Here is a 4,330-nt window from a genome sequence, read left to right on the forward strand (position 1 = left end):
GACCGGAGAACCGACGCTGCCGACGGAGGTGCTCGCGCCCGCCGTGAGGGCCAGGAAGACCAGCGCCGCGAAGAAGAACGGGCCGAGCGCCGAGACGACGATGGCCGCGATGCCCGCGCCGCGACCGCGATCGCGTGCGGTCGCGACGATCCCCAGCACGAACGCCGTCACGCCGAGGACGGTCCCGGCCCAGAAGCACACCTCCGCCAGCAGGACGAGGTCGCGCACCGGCGACAGGATTCGCCAGTCCACCGACTGCCCTCCGCGGGCGAGGAACTCCGCCCCGGCACCTCGAGCGACGCGGAAGGCGGCGAATCCGCCGATCGCGGACGCCACGACCCCGGCGAGGACCGACAGGAGGAGGGCCAGCGCACCCAGCGGACGCCGCCGCTTCGTGTCCGGGGGAGCGGTGAGGAAGGTACCGGCCGGCGGCGCCGTGTGGGGAGCCGCGAACGAGGGCTCGCCGGAAACGCGGGGCGAGGTCATGAAGCCACCCTACGGGGCGTTCGGAGCCGGTGTCGGTGCCTCCGCGTAGGATGTGTCGAGTGAAAGTTCCCGGGATCGTGCGCGCCCTCGAGCAGGCTGAGTCGTACCGGGAGGCCGCGTCGGCGGCATCCTCCGATCTGTCTCTCTCCCTCGTCGACGGGCTCGACGCCCCCGTCATCGCGGCTCTCCTCGAGCACCGCCGCACCGCGGGCTCGCCCGGCGCCGTTCTGGTGATCGCCCCGACCGGTCGTCGCGCCGAGTCGCTCGGTCCCGCCCTGGATGCCGTGCTCCCGGGCGCGCAGGTCATGCACTTCCCGGCGTGGGAGACGCTCCCGCACGAGCGCTTGAGCCCGAGTCCCGAGACCGTCGGGCGTCGCCTCGACGTGCTGCGCCGGATCGCCGCGTGGGACGGTGCCGCGCCGCTCGTGGTCACTGCGTCGGTGCGCAGCGCGCTGCAGCCGCTGGCCCCGGGCCTCGGCGACGTCGAGCCGGTCGACTTGCGGGTCGGGGGCCGCGGCAGCGAGCTCGACGAGGTCTCCGCGCGTCTGGTCGAACTGGCCTATCACCGCGTCGACATGGTCTCGCGCCGGGGGGAGTTCGCCGTGCGCGGCGGCATCCTGGACGTCTTCCCGCCGGTCGCCGACCACCCGTACCGCGTCGAGTTCTTCGGTGACGAGATCGATCAGATCCGTGCCTTCTCGGTCGCCGACCAGCGTTCGCTGCCCGGCGAGGTGTCCGAGGTCTCGCTCGTGCCGAGCCGCGAGCTGCTCCTGACGCCCGCCGTGCGCGCGCGGGCCGCCGAACTGCGCGACGGCTACCCCGGTCTGCGCCAGTTGCTCGAGAAGATGGCCGAAGGTATCCCTGCCGAGGGCATGGAGTCGCTGATCCCGGTGCTGATCGACGGGCTCACCACGATCGTGGACTACCTGCCCGGGGGGACCGCCGTCGCCCTGGTCGACCCGGAACGTTCGCTGGCGCGTGCCACGACGCTGGGCGACACGAACCGCGAGTTCCTCGAGGCGGCGTGGTCGGCGGCCACCGCCGGTGCCGACACCCCGGTCGACCTGGGCGCGGGCGACTTCCTCACCCTCGACGACTTGCGCGAGATCGCCAGCGGCCGCGGCGGGGTGTGGTGGCGCCTGAGCGCGTTCGACTCCGGAGCGGCGGATGCCGAGGCCGAGGGCCTCGTGGTCGGCGACGACTCCGCGCATCGGGTGAAGGCCGACCCGGTGCCGTCCTTCCAGGGCAACGTCGACGGGGCCACCGCCCACGTCGGCGGACTGCTCGCCGAGGGGTGGTCCGTGGTCGTGACGGCATCCGGACCCGGTCTGGTGGACCGCGCGCGCGACGTCCTCGCCGAGCGCGGGATCGCGGCTCGCCGGGTCGACGCGGTGCTGTCCCCGCCCGAACCCGGTGTCGCGCACGTGGTGTGCGCACCGCTGGAGCGCGGTTTCGAGCTGACCGAGACGAAGTTCGCCGTCATCACCGAGACGGAGTTCTACGGCCGCGCGGTCGGCGGCGACAACCGCGGCGTGAAGAAGCTCGCGTCGCGGCGACGCAACGTCGTCGACCCCCTGCAGCTCAAGCCCGGTGACGTCGTCGTCCACGCCACGCACGGCATCGGCAAGTTCCTCGAACTGACCCGCCGCGAGGTCTCCAGCGGCGGGCGCAACGCCGTGAAGACGACCAAGGAGTACCTGGTCCTGGAGTACGCGCCGTCCAAGCGCGGATACCCGGGCGACAAGCTGTTCGTCCCGACCGACCAGCTCGACCTGCTGTCCAAGTACGTCGGCGGCGAGGCCCCGACCCTGTCCAAGATGGGCGGCGGCGACTGGGCCGCGGCGAAGGGCCGTGCCCGCAAGGCCGTCCGCGACATCGCGGTCGAGCTGGTGAAGCTGTACTCGGCGCGCATGGCATCCAAGGGGTACGCCTTCGGCCCGGACACCCCGTGGCAGCGTGAGCTCGAAGAGGCGTTCCCGTTCGCCGAGACGCTCGACCAGCTCCAGACGATCGACGAGATCAAGGCCGACATGGAGAAGCCGATCCCGATGGACCGTCTGCTCTCGGGCGACGTCGGTTTCGGAAAGACCGAGGTCGCGGTGCGCGCGGCGTTCAAGGCGATCCAGGACGGCAAGCAGGTCGCGATGCTCGTGCCCACGACTCTCCTCGTCAAGCAGCACCTCGAGACCTTCGCCGAGCGTTTCGCCGGCTTCCCCGTCACCGTGCGACCGCTCTCGCGGTTCCAGACCGACAAAGAGGCCAAGGCCACCCTCGCGGGCCTCACCGACGGCACGGTCGACATGGTCATCGGCACGCACCGCATCCTCACCGAGAAGGTCATCTTCAAAGACCTCGGCCTGATGATCATCGACGAGGAGCAGCGCTTCGGTGTCGAGCACAAGGACTCGCTGAAGAAGCTCAAGACCAACGTCGACATTCTCGCGATGAGCGCCACGCCCATCCCGCGCACGCTCGAGATGGCCGTCACCGGTATCCGCGAGATGTCGACCCTGGCCACCCCGCCCGAGGACCGGCATCCGATCCTCTCGTACGTCGGCCCCCGCAACGACAAGCAGATCGCCGCGGCCATCCGGCGCGAGCTGCTGCGCGAGGGTCAGGTGTTCTACGTGCACAACCGCGTGTCGTCGATCCAGCGCGTCGCCGCGCACCTGGCCGAACTCGTGCCCGAGGCCCGCATCGTCGTCGCGCACGGCCAGATGGGGGAGCACGCCCTGGAGCAGGTCGTCGACGACTTCTGGGAGCGGCGGGCCGATGTGCTCGTGTCGACGACGATCATCGAGACGGGCCTCGACATCGCCAACGCGAACACGATCATCATCGATCGCGCCGACAAATACGGTCTGTCGCAGCTGCATCAGTTGCGCGGACGCGTCGGCCGCGGTCGCGAGCGCGCGTACGCGTACTTCCTGTACGACGAGATGAAGCCGCTGTCCGAGACCGCCGCCGACCGTCTCGAGACGATCGCGGTCAACAACGACCTCGGCAGCGGCATGCAGGTGGCCCTGAAAGACCTGGAGCTGCGCGGTGCGGGAAACCTGCTCGGCGCCGAGCAGGCCGGCCACATCGCCGGCGTCGGGTTCGACCTGTACCTGCGCATGATCGGCGAGGCCGTGGCGACCTTCCGCGGCGAAGACACCGAGGGGCCGACCGAGTTGCGGCTCGAGCTGCCCGTGGATGCGCGTCTGCCCGAGACCTACATCGACAGCGAGCGCTTGCGGCTCGAGGCGTACCAGAAGCTCTCGGCCGCGGCATCCGCCACCGCCAAGGACGACGCGATCGACCTCGTCGTCGACGAGCTCCGCGATCGGTACGGCGAGCCGCCGGCCGAGGTGGAGGGTCTCATCGCCGTCGCGCGGCTGCGCCGCCGTGCCGCGCAAGCGGGCCTCGCCGATGTCGTCGCGATGGGCTCGAACCTCCGCATCGCTCCCGCGAACCTCCCCGACTCGATGCGCGTGCGCCTGCAGCGCCTGTATCCGAAGGCGAAGCTCGTCGCGAACGGCGACGCGATGGTCGTCCCGCTCCCGTCGGACACCGTCGACGGGAACCTCATCGCGTGGGTGCGTCAGCTGCTGGATGCGCTGTGGCCCCTGCCGGTGGCGAAGGAATCCGAGACCGCGCCGGCGTGATCGGACGGATGCCGTGATCCCCACTCTCGTCATCGTCAGCGTGTCGATGCTCGCCCTGGCGGGGGTCGCGTTCTGGACCGCGCGCCGCTCGGCGGCGGGAACGCTCGCGCGCAACGACCTCATCGGCATCCGGACCGTCGCCACTCAGGCGTCCGACGCCGCCTGGATCGCCGCGCATCGCGCCGGGGCGGCCGATT

2 protein-coding genes and 1 pseudogene are annotated in these 4,330 nt (G+C 71.1%); 2 read left to right on the plus strand and 1 reads right to left on the minus strand.

Annotation, left to right across the window (positions count from 1 at the left end; all coding sequences use genetic code 11):
- A partial coding sequence (locus LQV45_RS19130; RefSeq protein ID WP_230008376.1) for a hypothetical protein occupies positions 1 to 486 on the minus strand: 486 nt, incomplete at its 3' end.
- Between the two features lie 50 nt (positions 487 to 536).
- On the opposite strand from LQV45_RS19130, the gene mfd reads away from it, so the two are divergent.
- Complete coding sequence (gene mfd, locus LQV45_RS19135; protein ID WP_374208248.1) at positions 537 to 4,133, plus strand: transcription-repair coupling factor; 3,597 nt, start codon at positions 537 to 539, stop codon at positions 4,131 to 4,133.
- A gap of 13 nt (positions 4,134 to 4,146) precedes the next feature.
- Positions 4,147 to 4,330: pseudogene (locus LQV45_RS19140) on the plus strand (SdpI family protein); the annotation flags it as partial.

It is taken from the genome of Microbacterium sp. Bi128, assembly GCF_918698205.1.